This window comes from Natrialba sp. INN-245 (assembly GCF_009807105.1).
Classification (GTDB): domain Archaea; phylum Halobacteriota; class Halobacteria; order Halobacteriales; family Natrialbaceae; genus Natrarchaeobius; species Natrarchaeobius swarupiae.
Genome location: NZ_WUBV01000065.1, coordinates 18,992 through 37,607 on the forward strand (window position 1 = coordinate 18,992; position 18,616 = coordinate 37,607).

At 60.6% G+C, this 18,616-nt stretch carries 11 protein-coding genes; 6 read left to right on the forward strand and 5 right to left on the reverse strand.

Translation table 11 applies throughout. The features are described from left to right. Window position 1 precedes the first annotated feature (1 nt). Window positions 2-1,741, forward strand: coding sequence for a FlaD/FlaE family flagellar protein (locus tag GRS80_RS19990; protein WP_160049124.1), 1,740 nt, complete (start codon window positions 2-4; stop codon window positions 1,739-1,741). Between the two features lie 73 nt (window positions 1,742-1,814). Continuing rightward, complete coding sequence (gene flaJ / locus GRS80_RS19995) at window positions 1,815-3,542, forward strand: archaellar assembly protein FlaJ (RefSeq protein ID WP_160049125.1); 1,728 nt, start codon at window positions 1,815-1,817, stop codon at window positions 3,540-3,542. Window positions 3,543-3,899: 357 nt separating this feature from the next. Here the strand turns inward: flaJ and GRS80_RS20000 are convergent, their stop codons facing one another. Continuing rightward, a complete protein-coding gene (locus GRS80_RS20000) occupies window positions 3,900-4,562 on the reverse strand; it encodes a flagella cluster protein (RefSeq protein ID WP_160049126.1) in 663 nt (220 codons plus the stop codon). A gap of 261 nt (window positions 4,563-4,823) precedes the next feature. On the opposite strand from GRS80_RS20000, the gene GRS80_RS20005 reads away from it, so the two are divergent. From GRS80_RS20005 to GRS80_RS20015, 3 genes are read left to right on the forward strand one after another with little or no spacing between them, the layout of a single operon-like run. Beyond that, window positions 4,824-7,082, forward strand: a complete 2,259-nt coding sequence (locus GRS80_RS20005; protein ID WP_160049127.1) for a FlaD/FlaE family flagellar protein — start codon at window positions 4,824-4,826, stop codon at window positions 7,080-7,082. 2 nt (window positions 7,083-7,084) lie between these two features. Continuing rightward, entirely contained in the window at window positions 7,085-7,843 is a 759-nt protein-coding gene (locus tag GRS80_RS20010) for an ATPase domain-containing protein (protein WP_160049128.1), read from the forward strand. A 10-nt stretch (window positions 7,844-7,853) separates the two neighbouring features. Then, complete coding sequence (locus GRS80_RS20015; protein WP_149081797.1) at window positions 7,854-9,527, forward strand: type II/IV secretion system ATPase subunit; 1,674 nt, start codon at window positions 7,854-7,856, stop codon at window positions 9,525-9,527. Between the two features lie 1,057 nt (window positions 9,528-10,584). Here the strand turns inward: GRS80_RS20015 and lpdA are convergent. The 4 genes from lpdA to pdhA form a co-directional block, all read right to left on the reverse strand. Further along, entirely contained in the window at window positions 10,585-12,054 is a 1,470-nt protein-coding gene (gene lpdA / locus GRS80_RS20020) for a dihydrolipoyl dehydrogenase (protein ID WP_160049129.1), read from the reverse strand. 75 nt (window positions 12,055-12,129) lie between these two features. After that, window positions 12,130-13,749, reverse strand: coding sequence for a 2-oxo acid dehydrogenase subunit E2 (locus GRS80_RS20025; protein ID WP_160049130.1), 1,620 nt, complete (start codon window positions 13,747-13,749; stop codon window positions 12,130-12,132). A gap of 1 nt (window position 13,750) precedes the next feature. Continuing rightward, window positions 13,751-14,752, reverse strand: coding sequence for an alpha-ketoacid dehydrogenase subunit beta (locus GRS80_RS20030; protein ID WP_149081802.1), 1,002 nt, complete (start codon window positions 14,750-14,752; stop codon window positions 13,751-13,753). Between the two features lies 1 nt (window position 14,753). Further along, the gene (pdhA, locus tag GRS80_RS20035; RefSeq protein WP_149081803.1) at window positions 14,754-15,866 is read right to left on the reverse strand and encodes a pyruvate dehydrogenase (acetyl-transferring) E1 component subunit alpha; all 1,113 of its coding nucleotides are present in this window, start codon (window positions 15,864-15,866) and stop codon (window positions 14,754-14,756) included. 1,375 nt (window positions 15,867-17,241) lie between these two features. Between pdhA and GRS80_RS20040 the strand changes: the two genes are divergently transcribed. Beyond that, the gene (locus GRS80_RS20040; RefSeq protein WP_149081804.1) at window positions 17,242-18,486 is read left to right on the forward strand and encodes an amidohydrolase family protein; all 1,245 of its coding nucleotides are present in this window, start codon (window positions 17,242-17,244) and stop codon (window positions 18,484-18,486) included. Window positions 18,487-18,616: the final 130 nt, after the last annotated feature.

Here is an 18,616-nt window from a genome sequence, read left to right on the forward strand (position 1 = left end):
AATGAGTAGCATACTCGACGACGCTGACGAACCGGAGGACGATGGCGGTGACGACCTGCTGACCGACGACGATTCGCTGATCGACGGCGAGATGGAGTTCGGCGACGACGACGAAAACGACGACGACGAACTCGCCTACCGTCTCAACGAGGTCGAAAAGGAGATCGACTCCCTGCAGGGACAGGTCGAAACCGTCCGCGGCGAAAACGAGAAGATCAGCGACTCGATCCAATCCGTCGAGAAGAACGTCGACAAACTCGTCGACCTCTACGAGATCGTCACCCAGGGGATCAACCCGTTCGTCGGCGACCAGGAGATCGGCAACGCATTCGAGAACGCAACCGACGGCGGCTTCGGCGCGACCGACGACCCCGGCGAGGAGATCGACGAGGAAATCTCCGAAGCCAGCGCCGATGAGTTTCTCGACGACGATTTCGATGACGAAGACGACGAGGCGTTCAACGCCGAGTTCGCAGACGAGAGCGCACTCGAGGAGGAGGTAGACGACGACATGACCGACGACGACCTTGGCGACGAACTGACCGACGATACGCTCGAGGACGACGACGAGTTCGTCGACGACGATCCGTCCGCCGCGGATCCGTTCGACGCGGAGCCGACGGATGAATCCGACTTAGACGACGAGTTCCCGCTCGAGGAGGGGGACGACGACGCGTCCGCGGACGAGTTCGCCGACGCCGATTCGGCGGACGGGAAGTCCCCGGACGAGCAGATCGACGAGTTTCTGGCCCCGGACGAGGACGCGATGGCCGACGCCGACGACCCGCTCGAGGCGGACGAGCCGTTTGCGGACTCGGAGACGGAACTCCCCGAGGGAGACGACGTGGCCGACGAGTTCGACGACGCGAGCGCAGATCCCGACCTCGAGGGCGGCGAAAACGGTGAGATCGGCGACCCGCCGTATCTCGTCTCTCATCCCTCGCGGCCGGACGCCGAAATCCTGACCCTCGAGTTGCTCCAGTACCTCATCGAGGAGGCGGGAATCGACGGCACTGCCCGGACGATCGCCTACTACCGCTCGCTGGGCTGGATCTCCGAGCCTGTCGAGTCCTATTTCCACCGGCTGCTAAACGGCTTCACCGACCGGCCCGCGCCGATCGACGACCCCGAACCCCGCTCGTCGTTGACGACCGCCGAGCACAAACGGAGCCTCGAGTACATCGGTGCGATCGCAACCCCGGAGAAGAAGTCGTCGGTCGGGACCGACGCCGCTTCGGACGGCCGTTCGGACCGCCCCGCCACGGGCGAACGCAGCGACGACCAGAGCGACCTCGCGGACGACGAGGACGCGTTCGAACCCACCGCTGGATCCACCGATTTCGTCGAACCGACTGCCGTCTCCGATACCCCCGTCGAACCGACTGCTGTCTCAGACGCCCCCCTCGAATCCACTTCCTCAGCCGAGGAACCCGCGGAGCCGACCACTGCACCCGACGACCCTCTCGACGCTGCCGTCGGATCCGACGAACCCGATCTCGAGTCCGGATCGGACAGGAGTGCGGACGCCCTCGACATACCGGAAGACGATCCAACTCCGTCGAGCACTGGCGATACCGGGGCCGATGAACCGATCGATGCGGCCGTCCTCGACTCCGAACCCGGGGACATCCTCGATTCCGACTCCGAAGACGTCCTCGATTCCGACTCCGAAGACGTCCTCGACTCCGACTCCGAAGACGTCCTCGAGGACGGCGTCGACGGCGCTCACACTGATCCGTGAGCGGGTCGATCCGGTAGCCAGAAGTTTTGTATGGGGTGCAGACCGACGTAATTTGTGAGACGCGGGTGGAGATATGGTACTAGCCAGTGACGGAGCATCCATCAACGACCTGAGCAGGTCCATTATTCAGGCCTACGACGAGATGGAGCTCCCGGCGAGGATCTACGTCCTCTTGATCTTGCTGCCGGCGTTTGCGTTTTTCGTTGGCACTGTTGCCGTCGCCATGTTCCTCGAGACGTTTCTCGTCGTCCGTCTCCTCGTTCCCGTTTTGGGCTTGCTCATCCTCGTATCGGCGATCGGCTACCCACGGCTCGCGGTCGACCAGCGCCGAATCGAGATGGAAAATCGGTTCCACCTCTTTGTCATCCACATGACGATCCTCTCGACGACGAACATCGACCGGATGGAGGTCATGAGAAAACTCGCCCAGGAAGAGGAGTACGGCGAACTCGCCGACGAGATGCAACGGGTCGTCGACCTCGTCGACGTCTGGCACCTGAGCCTCGACGACGCCTGTCGGCGACGCGCCAAGGAGGTTCCGAGCGAATCCGTCGAGGACCTCCTCGAGCGCCTCGCGTACACGCTCGGTGCCGGTCAGGAACTCGACGAGTTCCTCTTTCAGGAACAGGACGTCCTGATCGACAAGTACTCCACCGTCTACCGCCAGTCGTTGTCGAACCTCGACGTGTTGAAAGACCTCTATCTCTCGCTTATCATCTCGATGACGTTCGCGCTGGTGTTCGCGATCGTGTTGCCGCTGCTGACGGGTAACAACCCGACGCTGACGACGAGCATCGTCATCGTTCTGTTCGTGTTCGTCCAGATCGGCTTCTTCTTCGTTATTCGTGCGATCGTCCCGGACGACCCGATCTGGTACCTCGAGGACGGCTACCGAACCGCGACGAAAAAACGGATGCTCGGGTCGACGATCGCCGGCGTCGGCCTTAGCGTGCTGGTGATCATCGGGATGACGCTCGCGTTCTTCGAGGTACTCCCGGGAACGGCGACGATTCAGTTTGGTTCGGTGCCGTTGCTGTTGTATATGCCGATCGCGACGCTTCCGCTTTTGATCCCGGGGGGTATCTTTCTCTACGAGGAACGGCGCGTCTTCGATCGGGACCGGGAGTTTCCGAACTTCATCCGTGCGTTGGGTACCAGCGAGAGCGTCAAACAGAGCACGACGACCGAGGTACTGGCCACGCTTCGAACGAAGGACTTCGGGCCGCTGACGCCCGATATCAACGACCTCTATCGCCGGTTGAACATGCGGCTGAACACGGAGAAATCCTGGCGACTCTTCACTGGCGATTCACACTCGTTTCTGGTCCAGAAGTTCAGCGAGATGTATCTCGTCGGTCGCGACATGGGTGGCGGACCGAAACGACTCGGCGAACTCATCAGCCAGAACATGAGCGAGATCGTCAACCTGCGCGAGGAACGTCGCCAGCAAACGACGACGCTCGTCGGCGTCATCTACGGGATCACGGCGGCGTCCTCGTTCTCGTTTTTCATCGGCCTCGAGCTCGCGTTGATGCTCTCGACGTTCGAGATCGACCTCGAGGGACAGGTCCTCGGCGGCTCGCTCGTCCACACCGAACAGTACAACGTTCCCGTCCTTCGGTTTCTCATCGTCTTCGTGTTGATCTTCAACGCATTTATCTCGTCGCTCGTGCTTCGGGTTGCTGACGGCGGCCACTTCGGCAACTCCTATCTCCACTTTACTGCGTTGCTCTGGGTGGGTGCGATCACCGGCACGCTGACCGAGCGATTGGTCGATCTGATCATCTCGGTCGATCTCTAACCGCCTTTCGCGCTTCGACGATCGACCGGTGGTGACTTCGAGACGCCTGCGGCCGCAAGATCAATGAGTCGATAGCGACGAGTGGCAGGTAACCACGTATGATTGGACACGGTATCAGTGACGACGCGAAATCACGCGCGATTCAGTCGGCTCAGAGCGGACTCGTTCTGTTCGGGTTTGCGATTTTGCTGACGCTGTATATGGCAGCAGTAATCTTCCTGAACGGCTCCTGACCGCCTGCTGTTTCCGACTGCCGGTCGGTGGCAGTGATCGCTCGAGTGAGGTCAGCGATCATTGGTAATGGCTGCCAACAGTTCCTGCCATCCGGTCTGCTATACACCGTTACAGCAAACCGTATCAGTCCTCGAGTGCGTCGAGGAGGTCGCCGAGGGTGCTGGATCTGTTGAGACCGTGGGCTCGTGCGGTTCGACGGATCTGTGCTGGCGACAGCGGTGGCGTGAATTCGGATTTGGCCATCAGCAGCGACGTGGTCCGCTGGGTCGGCGTCTCCGGTGCGACGTGCTGTGCGTACCAGAGAACGAGGTTGTCGAAAATACCGATCGGATCGTCCGAGGTCGTTCGGTGGCGAACGCCGTTGTCGTCGAACTGGGAGACGATATCGACTGCGAACCTGGCGTCGGCTCGCTCGAGTTCGCCCGCGAGTATCGATCGGGCCGCTTCCGGGCTCTGAATTGGCTGGTGGTCTCGCTGCGCATCGGCGGCTCGATCGGTCCCCCTCTCGTCCGTCTCTGATTTCTGCGTCGGCTGTGGGTTTGATCGGTTTCGTGACTGTGGCGGCGAGGAACGTGTGTCGTCGGCGACGTTCGGTGGGCTGTGGTCCGCCGAGACGACGTATCGCCCGTCGGAGACCTCTGACACGTACGGACTCTCCGTAAAGTCGAGGTCCTCGGGCGACAACGCGCCCCCACCGGCGGACGATCCCGATGGTTGTTCACCCGGAAGTACGGGCGGCACGTCGGCGTTCTCTTTCGGGTTTTTCTCGTTGTTGCTGTCCGTCATTCACTGCCCCTACGGAGAGTTCTATCCGAACCGAAAAGAATCATTTGTTGGATATACTGACAGTATACGTTCGAAACGCGTGCCGTCGCCGCTCGTCTGACCTTCGTCGGACAGTCGTCACATCGGCCGAAATCACTTAATACGTAGGTTCGTATAGTGTTCACAGATGATGTTTCGAGACCGTACTGAACGGGACGATACGGGTCTGGTCGGCCGTCGGTCCGGTCTCGAGTGCGGCGCCGTCAACGTGATGGGTTCACCATGTTACTGTCCATAATCGGTAATATACTCGGAAACGAGGACGACGACGGGAGTACTGACTCCGGGAACGGTGATGACCCCCTCGCGGACGGCAATCTCGCGGGAGGGATGAGCGAGGAGGCGCTCATGCCCGGAACGTCGACGGGCGGCGGCGAGAGCGCCACCGACGGCGGCAGCGGGAGTATGGGCGGCGGGATGGATGACACCGATCTCTTCGACGACGGCTCCGGGTCCGACGATAATCTCCTCGGTGACGACGGTTCCGGCTCCGACGGCGACCTCCTCGGCGGGGGCGACGAAATGGGCGGTGAGGCCGAATTCGAGATGGACGACGGCGGTGACGCGACGTTCGACGGCATGGACGAGGATACCGGCGGCGTCTCGAGTGAGATCGAAGCTCGCGTCGAGGAGATGGAAAACGAAGTCGGTTCGCTCTCGTCGACGGTCAACACGGTCCAAAGCGAGAACGAACAGATCGGCGAATCCTTAGAGGAGATCGAAGAGAACATCCGGAAACTCCTCGAGGTGTACGAGATGGTTACCCAGGGTGTCAACCCGTTCGTCGAGGGCGATTCGTTGAGCGACACGTTCGACGGCGGTGCCCAAGGCTCGGGCAACTTCGGCGGCCAGAGTTTGTTCGACGGCCAGGACGACGGCGACGACCAGGAGGACGTCGACGAGGACATCGCGAACGCCGAAGCGGAGGCGTTCCTCGACGAGAGTTTGATTGACGACGAGGACGACGAGGAGTTTGCCGACCCCGACGAGGGCGACGAATTTAGCGACCTCGACGAAGACGACGAGTTTGCCGATCTCGAGGCGGATGACGACTTCGAGACGGATGACGACCTCGAAGCGGACGACGAAACCGACGACGATGGCGGCGACCTCTCGTTTGACGAGTTAAAGTCACAGTACGACTCCGGCGATGCCGACTGGGAAGACGAGGAAGATGTCGGTGCGGATTCAGCCGATTCTGGTTCCGAACTAGACGCCGAGTCCGATTCCGAACTGGACGAACCGGACGACCCATTCGACGACGTGCAGGCGGACGACGAGTCGGAGGACCCACTGGCTGCGGACGATTCCCTGGCGGAACCCGATGCCGACGGTGACGACCTCGAGACCGACGACGCCGGCTTCGAGGCGGACGATCCCCTGCCAGCGGACGCTGGCGGAGCGGCCGTCGACGACGCCGACGCATCCGAGGAACCGTCACTTCCGGACCCGCCGTGGGACGATGGCGGCCGGCCGTATCTCGAGTCGATCCCGTCAGCGTACGACACCGAGTTCGTCGTGATGGACTGGCTCGACTACCTCGTCGACGAGGTCGGGTTGAACGGGGCGGCGCGGACGATTCGATTTTACGGCTCGATTCGATGGATCGATCCATCCGTCGAGTCCTACCTGCTAACGACGTTAAACGGGTTCGAGGACGGCCCCGACGTCGACGATCCCGAACCGAGTTCTGCACTCGGTGTCGACCACAAACGAAGTCTCTGGTGGATCAACCGGATCGCGACGCCCGAGAAAAAACGTGTCCCATTCGATCAGTGGCTGGTCGAAGAGGGCGTTACGGACGACCGGCCTGACGACCTCGAACCGTCCACGACCGGGGATACCGTCGAGGATGCCAACTCGACCGTGACCGAGGAGTCCGACTCGTTCGCACCGACCGACTCTCCCGCGGAGATGGAGGTTTCGTTCACCGAGGAAGCGATCGACCCGCCGTCGCCCGACGCCGACGGACACTCGAGCGAGACGGCTGTCGATGCAAAGACGGATCGGGATGTCACCTCGCTCGAGGTGTCAACGGACGATTCGGTCGACGACGAAGACCGGGGGGCGAGTGCTGGATCCGCCTGCAAGATCCACATCGACGAATCCGAGTCGACCGGCCGGAGCGATTCGGTTGGCGACGCTGACCGGTCGGTGGTCGAGGCGGACGAGCCCGACCGTCCGGTCGTCGCCGACCGGGACGCGCCGGAGCGCGACCAGCGGATGATCTGGGTCGACTCGGACGTTATCCTCTCGGAGTCGGGGATCGAACTCCGAGAACCACGTCCCGACCACGACGAGGACACCGCTCGATCGGTCCTTGAACCGGGTGCACAGTCGGAGGTCCGTGAGGTCGAGCGGGGCGACCGTGAATCCGTCAAACCGGTCGTCGAACGCGGCGGGGATTCCGAACTCGAGCGGTGGCAAGTCGAACTAATCACGTCGCTGTTCTCTGGGGCTGACGAGGGGCCACGACGATAGGTATGAGTCATCGAAATAACATCTTCTCTATCGGTCTCGACGATCGCGATCGCCTCAACAAGGAACTCGGTGGCGGCATTCCGACCGGAAGTATCGTCCTGATGGAGGGCGATTACGGAGCGGGAAAGAGTGCGATCTCACAGCGGTTCACCTACGGGCTGTGCGAGACGGGCAAGTCAGTGACGTTTCTCTCGACGGAACTCGAGGTCAAGGGGTTCGTCGATCAGATGAACTCGCTGAACTACAACGTCGAGGAACACCTGCTGTTCGAGAACCTGTTGTTCCTCCACGGCGATTTAGACAGCGGTGGCGTCCTCTCTTCCGATCCCGACGAGCAGAACCGGCAGGATCTCCTTACCGACCTCATGGACGAGGAGACGATCTGGTCGGCGGACGTGATCATTATCGATACGTTCGACGCGATACTGCGCAACGATCCGAAGTTCGAGGCGCTGGTCCGGGAAAACGAGGAACGTCAGGCCGCTCTCGAGATCATTTCCTTTTTCCGGAACGTGATATCCCAGGGGAAAGTCGTCATCCTCACGGTCGACCCTTCCACCGTCGGCGAGGAGGCGATCGGTCCGTTCCGGTCGATTGCGGACGTCTTTATCGAACTCGAGATGATCGAGGTCGGCAACGATATCCGGCGACAGCTGTTTATCAAGCGCTTTGCCGGGATGGGCGAACAGGTCGGTGACCGCGTCGGTTACTCGGTTCGGTCCGGTGTCGGAATCGTCATCGAGAACAGGAGTGTCGCCTGATTTCCAGTCAATGACTGAAATGGGAACGCCGAAGCCGTCGGACGAACTCCAGGAGCTGGCGGCTCGTCGGCCGCATCTTCGCGAGCACCTGAAGAAGTTTCGCCAGATCACCGGCGAGTTCCCGATACTGATCAACGAGCCGACTTCGGAGTACGAGGCTGAACATCCGAACGTGTTGTATCCCGTCGGTGGTCCGATCTACAGTCACGTCTACGGCGACGTCGGAACGAAGATGCAGTACTTCGCCGTCGAACCGACGCTCTCCGAGGACGAACAGGTCGTTTTCTCTCACGTCAAAGACTCGTTGCTTCGCCGAAGCGCGAGCAAGCAGGCTCCGGAGAAGGAAGCGGAGTACGACGACCGGATCGAGGAACTGCTCGAGGAGTCGACCCACATCAAAGGCGAGGAGGTCGACAACATCATCGAGCAGCTCAAAGTCAGGTTCCACCCGGGGATTCAGGAGGTCTCTCGGGAGACCTACGAGAACATCCGCTATCGGTTGAATCGCGACATCGTCGGACTTGGTCCACTCGAGCCGGTCATGCGAGATCCGGCGAACGAGGACATCCACGTGATCGGACCCAGCGAGTGTTACGTCGACCACGGCGTCTACGGCATGGTCGAGACGACCGTCGACTTCGGCACCAGGGAGGAGTTCGATCGCTGGCTGTCGAACATGGGTGAGCGCATCGGGAATCCGATGACGGATGCGGAGCCGATCATCGACTCGACGTTGCCGGACGGATCGCGTCTGAACGTCATTTACAGCGACGACGTAAGCGTCAAAGGACCGAGCCTCACGATCCGTCAGGGCGACGAGGTTCCGCTTACCGTCACCCAGATTACGAACTGGGGGACGCTTTCGCCGGAACTGGCGGCGTATCTGTGGCTCTGTCTCGAAAACGAGCGGACGGTGTTCGTCGTCGGCGAGACGGCCTCCGGCAAGACGACGACGCTGAACTCCATTATGTCCTTTATCCCGCGGGATTCGAAGATCTACACCGCGGAGGACACGGCTGAGGTGTTGCCACCCCACGACACCTGGCAGCAACTGTTGACTCGAGAGAGCCAAAGCGAGGACAGCGTCGACGTCGACATGTTCAATCTCGTCGAGGCCGCACTCCGTTCTCGCCCCGAGTACATCGTCGTGGGCGAGGTTCGTGGTGAGGAGGGTCGCATGGCGTTCCAGGCGGCACAGACCGGCCACCCGGTCATGCTGACGTTCCACGCCAGCGACATCGTCTCGATGATCCAGCGGTTTACCGGGGACCCGATCAACGTCCCCGAGACGTTCATGGACAACGCCGACGTCGCGCTGTTCCAGAACCGCGTCAAGCAAGGCGACGACGTGCTCCGCCGGGTGACGAGCGTCCAGGAGATCGAGGGCTACTCCGAGCAGATGGATGGCGTCGTCACTCGACAGGTCTTCTACTGGGACCCTGTCGAGGACGAAATCGTCTTCCAGGGGATGAACAACTCCTACGTGCTCGAAGAACAGATCGCGACCCTCCTCGGCTACGCGGACACCCGGGACATCTACGACGACCTGCAGTTCCGCGCCGACATCATCGAACGCATGATCCAGGAGAACATCCTCGAGTACCACGAGGTCAACTCGACCATCGACGCCTTCCAGCGTGACGGCGTCGAAGGGCTGCCGTTCCACGCGACGCGACCGGATTAGTACTTTTCCAAGCTCGATTCCAGGGTCAAATCTGATCACACCACCGAATTCGACCCTGCGCATTCGTTTCCGTCGATCGTGCTCTCTCCCAGTGTGTTCGTTTTCCCTGATACGGTCTGCTGTAAATCGTTACCGGCGAAACCCCGAGCCATCTGTGGTTTCACCGGTACACCGTTACAGCATCCGTATGACTGTCCGTGGTCTCTCGACCTCGAGGTCCTCCTCGTGGCGTTGTGCGGTTGCTTCGATCTCTATCGGATGAGTTTGACCCGCATTTCGTGTGCTGTGTCATGAACTTCCACACGTCGGCATAGGATGGATACCTCAGCTACCTATTCTAAATAGTTAGCTATTGCAACTATTGTGCATGTCGCCGGTGTATTCGAGAATTGGATCCACGAGAGCGCTACGGTCTCGGACGATTCTGACGTGGAAACCGCTGTAAAACGGCCGAATTGCCGTAGTCGGCACACGATCGAACCCTATCCTATAGTAACAACTCGTTGGTGGGAGTGGTACTCTCATGTTTGGTCTGACGCAGATGACCTTCCGAACGGTGGGGCGTACTCTCCGACCCAGCCGCACTCGATACGGAAAACTGTGGAAACAGGGAAGTCTTCTTTTCTACCACATTCTATACATGTATAATAGAGCTCAACTCACTCCCGAGATCGGAACTCGAGTCGCTGGAGTACTGTCTGGTGGTGGGTGTTACATCGACGAGAACGACGGTATCAGAGACGTCGTAATTTCCGGTAAGTTCTGCAGGAATAGCCCTGCCAGAAACAGGTTTGGAGTCGAGAACACCCGCGTATGATGTTTATCTGTTCGGTTCGGGAGTACCGACCACGTACCGCCAGTACCGTTGATCGTTCGATCGACGCCCCGTTTCGTCGAGTGTGATGCGTTTCGAACCACTACCGCCAGCAGGCTTCGGATCGAACGTATGCACCACACGTCAACAGTGTTTTGCGATCGTCGGTGTCAAAACTCTATACATCCAGAACTATCATTGAATCCGAGGGATCAGCGACGAAGAGTCGACCAGCAGGCACCGTCAGCGATTCAGCGTGTGAATCGCTTCCCCGAGTGCGTTCTCGGCCGCTTCCATCACCGACTCCGACAGCGTCGGGTGGGCGTGAACCGTCGAGGCGACGTCCTCGAGTGTCGCGCCGAGTTCGATCGCGAGGCCGAGTTCGGCGATCAGTTCGGAGGCCTCGGGCCCGACGATGCTCGCGCCGAGTACGTAGCCCGCCTCGGCGTCGGCGACGACCGTGACGAACCCGTCCGACTCGCCGGTCGTCAGCGCGCGACCGCTGGCCTGGAACGGGAACTGCCCGGTGACCGTCTCGAAGCCGGAGTCGATGGCCTCCGCCTCGCTCAGCCCGATCGTTGCGATCTCTGGATCGGTAAAGACGACGGCGGGTATCGCCTGATGATCGATCGCCGCGGGCTCGCCTGCGATGACTGCGGCGGCGACTGCACCCTCCGCACTGCTTTTGTGGGCGAGCATCGGTTCTCCGGCGACGTCGCCGACGGCGAAGATGTGCTCAGTGGATGTGCGTGCTTGCGAATCGGTCTCGACGAAGCCGCGCTCGTCGGTTTCTACACCGGCGGCCGCGAGGTCGAGCGTGTCCGAGACGGGTTCGCGACCGACGGCGACCAGGACGCCGTCGGCTTCGAGACTGAGAGCGTCGCCGGTGTCTGTCGTTTCGCCGGCTGCGACACCGCCGTCGGTCGCGGCCCGTTCGGCGAGGACCCGAATCCCGCCGTCGTCGCCGTGCTCGTGCCACTCCGAGGCCGTGTACCCGAACTCGAACTCGATGCCGAGATCGGCTGCTCGCTGTCTCACTGGCCGTGTCAGATCGTCGTCGTACCCCGGCAGGATCGAGTCACGCATCTCGATCACCGTCACGTCGGTTCCGAGCTTGGCGAAGACGCTTGCCAGTTCCATTCCGATGTAACCGGCACCGACGATGACGAGCGAGTCGGGAACGGACTCGAGGGCGAGTGCCTGCCGTGAGTTCAGAATGGGTTCGTCCGCGTAGGAGAAGTTCGGGATTTCGATCGGGCGCGAGCCAGTGGCGACGATGGCGTGTTCGAACGACACCGTTTCCGAGCCCTGCCCGTCGCCGTCGTGTGAGACGCGAACGGTGTTCTCGTCGACGAACGTCGCGGTTCCTTCGAGCAGGTCGACGCCGTTGGCTTTACAGAGCTTCTCGACGCCACCGGTCAGTTGCTCGACGATGTCGTCTTTCCAGTCGACCATCTCGGCGAAGTCGACGTCGGGGTCGGCGTGGATCCCCATCTCCTCGGCGTAGCGTGCCTCGTGAGCGACGTCCGTTGCGCTAATCAACGCCTTCGACGGGATACAGCCGTGATTGAGACAGGTACCGCCGTAGGCGTCCTTTTCGACGAGCGTCACGTCTAGTCCGAGCTGGCCGGCGCGGATGGCGGCCACGTAGCCGGCTGGGCCAGCGCCGATGACCAGAACGTCAGTTCCGGTCGTGACGTCACCGACGACCATCGGTCTCGACCTCGTTCGTGGGAGTGTGTCGTAGTATCATGAAATCTCTCTCGTTTGAATGGTGGTTCGGATCGTTCATTCGAGCAACAGCAGTTCGGGGTTTTCCAGGTGCTCGATTACCGTGTTGGTAAACCTTGCGCCGACTGCGCCGTCGATCAGGCGGTGATCGAACGATAACGAGAGCGTCAGTACCGAACGCGGTTCGATCGACTCTTCGCCGTGTTCGTCGGTGACGACGCGCGGTTTCCGTTTGATCTCGCCAACCCCGAGGATACCCGACTCCGGATAGTTCAGGATCGGCGTTGCGTACTCGCCGCCGATCCCGCCGACGTTCGTGATCGTAAACGTCGACCCGCGGAGTTCGCTCGGGCTGATCGAGCGTTCGCGTGCCTTTTTGGCCAACTCGTTTGTCTCCGAGGACAGCGACAGCAGCCCCTTCCGATCGGCGTTCTCGACGACGGGGACCATCAACCCGTTGTCCGTTGCTGCGGCGATTCCGATGTTGTAGTAGTCGCGATAGACGATCTCCTCGTTTTCCTCGTCGAGGACGGCGTTCATCTCGGGATACTCTTTGAGGGCGGCGATGACCGCTTTCGTGATAAACGGCATGTACGTGAGGTTGATCCCGCGCTCCTCGGCGTGCGGTTTGAGCCGTTCGCGTGCCTCGACGAGCGCCGTCACGTCGGCTTCGTCGTGGTGGGTGACGTGCGGGGCACTGTACTTCGATTCGACCATCGCCTCCGCGATTCGCTTTCGAACGCCCTGGAACGGCTCGCGGCGTTCGGACTCGCCGGGAGCGAACGCCTCCGTCCCGGCCCCGCCGACTGGTTTGCCGGCCTCGACCGCCGCTCGATCGGCGTCCTGCGCTCGTTTCTGGGCCGCCGCGTAGTTCTCGACGGCTTCGGCGGTGACGAACGCCTCTCCCTCGCGCTCCTCGACCGCCGGAACCGAATCGAGGTCGATCCCCTTCTCACGGGCGATCCGTCTGGTCGCGGGGGCGGCGAGTGTCCGATCCCTGTCTGCCGACTCGAGCGACGATGGTGGGGGGCTCGTCGCTCTCGAGTCGGTCTCGGGGCCTGTCCTCGTGTCGGCGGTTGTCTCCGCGTCGGAAGCCGCTGTGACGTCTGAGCCCGTCTTCGCGTCGGAATCGGCAGGTGCGTCTGCGCTCGTAACCCCGCCGCCAGTGATCGCCTGCGAGTCGCCGGCAACGGCACTACGAACGTCGGCGGCGGTGATCCGGCCGCCCGGGCCACTTCCCTGGATCGACGTCAGATCGATCCCCTCCTCGCGAGCCAGCCGCCGAACTCGCGGTGGCGCGAAGACGCGGTCCTGGGGCGTGGCAACCTCGTCGGCCTCCGCGCCGGTTGCGTCGGGGCTCCCGGCACCGTGCTCTGCTGATTCGGGGTCGTCCCCGGCCGTGTCGGCGGCGTCATCTGTCGATTCGACTGGCTCCTCGCCCTCGACGTCGAAGGTTACGAAGACGTCTCCGACGGGAATCACGTCGCCTTCCTCGTACCGAAGCTCCCGAATCGTCCCGTCGACGGGGGACGGAACGTCAACCAGCGCCTTGTCCGTCTCGACCTCGGCGATCGGCTGGTCTTCCGAAACCGCGTCGCCTTCTTCGACGAGCCAGCTAACCAGTTCGCCCTCTGCAACACCCTCGCCGACGTCCGGTAGTTCGAATTCCCTGACCATGTCAGAACTCCGTGACTGTTCGGATGCCGTCCTCGATGCGCGTCGCCTCGGGGAGATAGAACTCCTCGAGTGAGTACAGCGGGAACGGAACGTCGAACCCGGTAACTCGTTCGATCGGTGCCTCGAGGTAGAGCAACGCTTCCTCCTGAATCCGTGCGGTGACCTCGGCCCCGAGTCCGACCGACTTCGGGGCTTCGTGAACGACGGCGCTCCGTCCGGTCTTTTTGACCGATTCGACGATCGTCTCCGTATCGAGCGGGGACAGCGATCGAAGTTCGACGACCTCGACCGATATCTCGTCCTCGACGTTCTCGGCGGCCTCGAGCGTCGGCGGGGTCATCGAGCCCCAGGTAAACACCGAGACGTCCGATCCCTCGCGACGGACTGCTGCGTCGCCGATTGGGACGGTGTAGGACTCCTCTGGAACCTCGTCTTTGAAGCCGCGATACAGCCGCGCGGGCTCGAGGAAGACGACTGGGTCCGGATCGCGAATTGCGCTGGTCAACAGCCCCTTTGTGTCGTAGGGTGTACTCGGGACGACGACCTTCAGACCCGGGTAGTGTGCGAAGAAGGTCTCGGTGGACTCCGAGTGGTGTTCGGGTGCGCTAATCCCTCCGCCGTAGGGCGTTCGGATGACCATCTGACAGCTGTACTGGCCACAGCTTCTCGCCCGCAGCCGCGCGGCGTGGTTGATGATCTGCTCGAACGCCGGGTAACTAAAGCCGAGGAACTGCATCTCGGGGACGGGTTTCATCCCGTGGGCTGCGAGGCCGACGGCGGCACCGGCGATACAGCTCTCTGCAAGCGGGGTATCGACGACGCGATCCTCACCGTACTCCTCGTAGAGACCGTCGGTTGCCCGGAAGACGCCACCGTTCTGTCCGACGTCCTCGCCGAGAACGATGACGTCGTCGTCTCGAGCCATTTCGGATCGGAGTCCGTCTTGAACCGATTCAACGATCGTAAGCGACTGCGTGTCTTGGTCTGAGTCTGTCGTAGCCATGTTACTCGTGGTCGGTAAGTTCGTCGTCGCCGTACGTTTCGCGGAGGTACTCGAGCTGTTCGCGCTGGTCTTCGAGCAGCGGGGTCGCCTCTTCGTAGACGTGGTCGAACATCTGTTCGGGATCCGGCGGTTCGGTCGATTTGACCGTCTCGATTACGTCCGCGAGTTCGTCTTCGACGCTCGAGCGGATCGCATCGTCTTCCTCTTCGTCGAGACGTCCGGTCTCGATGAGATACGTTCGGAACCGGGGGATCGGATCCTTCTCCTGCCACTCTTCGGGTGGTTCGTCCCCGCGGTACTTGGTGGGGTCGTCGGCGGTGCTGTGGGCTCCCAGTCGGTACAGCATCGCCTCGATGAACGTCGGTCTGAGTTCGTCGTCGGCTGGCGATTTGGCCTTTTCGACGGCGGTCCGCATCACGTCGTAGACGGCCAGTGGATCCATCCCGTCGACCTGGATGCCCTCGAACCCGTACCCCTGAGCACGGCTCGCGAGGGAATCGGCCGCCGTCTGCTTTTCGAACGGGACCGAAATCGCCCACTGGTTGTTCTGACAGAAGAAGACGTTCGGCGTGTCGAACACGCCGGCGAAGTTCATCGCTTCGTGAACGTCTCCCTGACTGGTCGCGCCGTCTCCGAAGTAACACGCGTACACACTTTCGCTGTCGTTTACCAGTGAATCAGCCCACGCGAGGCCGACAGCGTGTGGTGGTTGTGAGCCGACCGAGCCGTTGATCGGGAACACGTTGACGTCGTCGGGAATGGCGTTTCCTTGCTCGATTCCCTTGTAGTAGAGCAAGATGTTCCCCAAGTCGAGCCCGTGTACGTGTAAGGCAGCGTGATCCCGATAGCTTGGAATCACCCAGTCTTCCGGCTCGAGGGCGTGAGCGCTTGCAACTTGCGCGGCCTCGTGGCCGTACAGCGGCGGAAAGGAACCAATCTCGCCGGTCCGGTTGAGCTTGACCGTTCGTCGGTCGAACCGACGAGCGAGATACATGTCACGATACAACTCGAGCATCGTGTCATCCGTCATCGATGGATGGTCGACGTCCTCTAATGGCATTCCGTCCGTGTCGATGAACTGAACTCGATCGGAAGGTTGCCGAAGTGTACTCATGATACGAAACTATATTACGGCAAGATTCATGAAATATATTTTTGCTCCCTTCTGTATCCCATTGGGCAATAACTGACATTGACGCTCAGTCTTTGGTACGATCTGTGATGACTGATTGCCGGTCGATCGCTCGTCGGTCTGCGGTCGACCGGTACTGACTCATAACCGTCCGCATGAAACAGTTCGATGTTCGAACGATTATCGCTACTCTCGGGTTTCGTTGACTCAGATCGAGAACCAATTCTCATACGGTTTCCCGTCAGTTAGTTCCGGTGTACCCGCCGTACTGGCTGCGGTTTCGCCGGTCGATCGGCACCGTAGCCCGCATCACGTGAACTGTGCTTCGAAGCCGGTCTTATCCTGTGACGATACTAATAATATAATTGTCTCGTTTCCATCTTCGATTGCGTTTGCCTGTTGAGTGATTGATGTGGTCACTGCGCGTTATATAGTTGTATAAAACAAACAACACTCGCCTGCCGACCGTCCGATTTCTCAGCCACGAGTTGTGGGGACAGCCAACTCACATCTATAGCGTATCAAACCTATTTACGATCGGGTTTCGCTCGACGTAATCAAGTTAATAGCTCGACGAAAGCCGAGTAACGGTAGTCTGGTGGCCGTAGCAATCGAGAAAAAACGCTGGCTCTGAGAACCCATCTATCTCGGCTAACCGATACAGGACTGTCGCGGCTAGATCGGTTCCTTGTCGTCCGATCACTGCGACGTCAAACACGATCCCGGATCGAAGTTACTTGTAGAATGTGTACAAGACTAATCGCTGGTGATCGTGATCGCAGTCTCATAGGGATTATCGTAGGAGTTCATCGTTTCCCAGTGAAGAACCGAGAGACAGTGCCGAAAGAGAGGATTCGAAACCGGTGGTTGGCTACGATAATCCCTATCAGCAACCGCGACCCGCGACGGATTCGCCGTCGACGGAATTGATACGTTGTAGAAAATAAACAAATTTGCTGTCTGATTATCGTCTGAGAACGACTCACGCTGATCAACGAAGAGTCGTTTGGCTCCCGGAGCGACGTCCTGTCGTGTGGTTTCGGACGACGAACATCCTGACGCGCGTCGCCGTCCTCTCGTACCGAATGTTGTACCGATGTACCGGCACGATCGCAGGACTGCTTGCGGTCGCACTGGAACTGACTGACAGTAGACCGTATCAAGGCGCTCGAGACTACGGTACTGATACGGTCTTCGATGGCTGATTGCCGGTCGATCGCAGACCGGCGGGTGATCGACCGGGACAGACTCATGACGGTCCGTATGATGCGTTTGGCGGGAACGGCCGGACACGTCAGCCAAATCTACATTTTGCACAACGTATTAGTCGGCCCGCGCCGATTCTCGGAACGACACGATGTGTACAAAGGTTATCGAGTGCCATACACTAGTAGATGGCATCAGTGACACGCCGGTCGACGATGCACGTCTCGTCGTCGACGACGGTCGGATTCAAGCCGCAGGACCGAAGGAGTCGGTTGCTGTCCCCGATGGCGCTGAGATCGTCGATCATTCGGAGCAAACGATCACTCCGGGGTTCATCGATGCGCACGTTCACCTGAACGGAACGCGATCGTTCTCCCCGTACGAACGCATTTCTCAGGACGTTCCGTACAAAACAGCGGTCGCCACGACCGATGCAAAGCGGCTCCTCGAGGCGGGATTCACTACGGTTCGGGACGTCGGCAGTGTGGCCGCCCTCGGACTCAGAGATGCAATCGACGCTGGCGAAATTCCTGGCCCACGGATACACGCGGCTGGGCGTGCATTCTCACAGACCGCTGGCCACGTCGACATGCACTCGCTGCCCCACGAGTGGGTCGACGAGGATCGAACGCTGGGCGTCCTGGCGGATGGCGTCCCCGAGTGTCGAAAGAAAGTCAGGCAAGAGCTTCGACGCGGAGTCGACGTCGTCAAGATCATGACGACCGGGGGGATGGCGTCGGAGAAAGATACGCCGGATCACGTTCACTACACGGACGAAGAGATTCGGACGTTCACCGAAGAGGCGCACCGACTCGACGTTCCGGTTGCGACACACGCACAGGGTGCAGCAGGTATCAACGCCGCGATCCGGAACGGAGTCGACACCATCGAACACGCGATCGGGTTCGACGACGAGGGAGTCGAGCTTGCCACCGAACACGGCGCGACGCTCGTCCCGACTCTCAGTGCAATCTACCGTCTCGCACACGACGGACCGGAGCACGATCTCCCCGACTACCACGTTCGAAAGGGGAAAGAGTACGTCGACATCCACGCCGAGTCGATCGTTCGAGCGTACGAGGCGGACGTTCCCATCGCACTTGGGACCGACTGCAACGGTTCGTACCTTCACCCCCACGGCGAGAACGGGATCGAATTCGAACTGCTGGTCTCACAGGTCGAGATGAGCGAAATGGACGCGCTCAAAGCGGGAACGAGCGTCGCCGCCCAGGCGCTCGAAGACGATTCGATTGGCTCACTCGAGCCAGGGAAGTACGCCGACATGGTCGTACTGGACCGGAACCCCCTCGAGGATATCGAAGCGGTTCGGGACGACGTCGCCGCCGTCTACAAGGGCGGGGATCGGGTCGACTCGCGTGGCCCCGTGGACGCGTGACCAGTTGACCTCCTGATCTTTCCTCCGAGTTTTCGAAGAACGGGCGTTTCGTAAGGATCGTTGCAACGACAGACCCGGGATCTACCTGTAACAGCGCGAGAGTCCCGCCCTTCCCGTGAGGGACGAGTGT

Coding starts and splice junctions, on each gene's coding strand:
- pdhA (WP_149081803.1), bottom strand. CDS start 15,866: ATGAGTACACTTCGGCAACCTTCCGATCGAGTTCAGTTCATCGACACG.
- GRS80_RS20005 (WP_160049127.1), top strand. CDS start 4,824: ATGTTACTGTCCATAATCGGTAATATACTCGGAAACGAGGACGACGAC.
- GRS80_RS20040 (WP_149081804.1), top strand. CDS start 17,242: ATGTGTACAAAGGTTATCGAGTGCCATACACTAGTAGATGGCATCAGT.
- GRS80_RS20025 (WP_160049130.1), bottom strand. CDS start 13,749: ATGGTCAGGGAATTCGAACTACCGGACGTCGGCGAGGGTGTTGCAGAG.
- lpdA (WP_160049129.1), bottom strand. CDS start 12,054: ATGGTCGTCGGTGACGTCACGACCGGAACTGACGTTCTGGTCATCGGC.
- GRS80_RS20010 (WP_160049128.1), top strand. CDS start 7,085: ATGAGTCATCGAAATAACATCTTCTCTATCGGTCTCGACGATCGCGAT.
- GRS80_RS20030 (WP_149081802.1), bottom strand. CDS start 14,752: ATGGCTACGACAGACTCAGACCAAGACACGCAGTCGCTTACGATCGTT.
- GRS80_RS20015 (WP_149081797.1), top strand. CDS start 7,854: ATGACTGAAATGGGAACGCCGAAGCCGTCGGACGAACTCCAGGAGCTG.
- flaJ (WP_160049125.1), top strand. CDS start 1,815: ATGGTACTAGCCAGTGACGGAGCATCCATCAACGACCTGAGCAGGTCC.
- GRS80_RS19990 (WP_160049124.1), top strand. CDS start 2: ATGAGTAGCATACTCGACGACGCTGACGAACCGGAGGACGATGGCGGT.
- GRS80_RS20000 (WP_160049126.1), bottom strand. CDS start 4,562: ATGACGGACAGCAACAACGAGAAAAACCCGAAAGAGAACGCCGACGTG.